The following is a 503-nucleotide window of genomic DNA, read 5'->3' as shown; positions in this document are numbered from 1 at the left end:
TTTAGTTAATAATGGCTTGAAAACATTTGAAATTCGGAAGAATGATAGAGACTATCATGTTGGCGATTTGTTGGCCCTTTCTAGATATAACAGCGAGTTGAATTGTTATAAGCAAACAGACATTGCTTGGGCATCACAACCTTATAAAGCTAGTTCAGTTCATGAAGCCGATACGATTTTAAGAAAAATCATTTATATGACGGATTACGAGCAGAAAGATGGTTACGTTGTTTTGGGTATTGGTAAATATTAAACGGGGTATGTAGATGATTAGTACGGTTGGAATTTATTTGTTGGTACTGTTTGCAGCAGTACTGACGGTGTTAGCAGGAAGCGTAGTATGGGCGTTTATCTATTTGATGTTTAAGTATCTTCGTGATTTTAAATTTAATGGCCATGATTGAGTTCAATCTAAACGTTCTAAAATCATTTACTCTCAATAAATACATTCAGGCTGAACGAAAGAATCGTTACATTGGCTCAAAGATGAAGAAGCAGGCAAC

The 503-nt window shown here is 35.4% G+C and carries 1 protein-coding gene; it reads left to right on the top strand.

The features are described from left to right. Positions 1 to 253: DUF3850 domain-containing protein (locus AOQ32_RS08465; protein WP_083994483.1), on the top strand; the 253-nt coding region annotated here is incomplete at its 5' end. Between the last annotated feature and the right edge of the window lie 250 nt (positions 254 to 503).

The sequence above is a fragment of the Fructobacillus tropaeoli genome, assembly GCF_001047135.2.
Taxonomy (GTDB): domain Bacteria; phylum Bacillota; class Bacilli; order Lactobacillales; family Lactobacillaceae; genus Fructobacillus; species Fructobacillus tropaeoli.
Note: the sequence above shows the minus strand (reverse complement) of the source record. Positions and strands in the feature narration are given on the sequence as shown.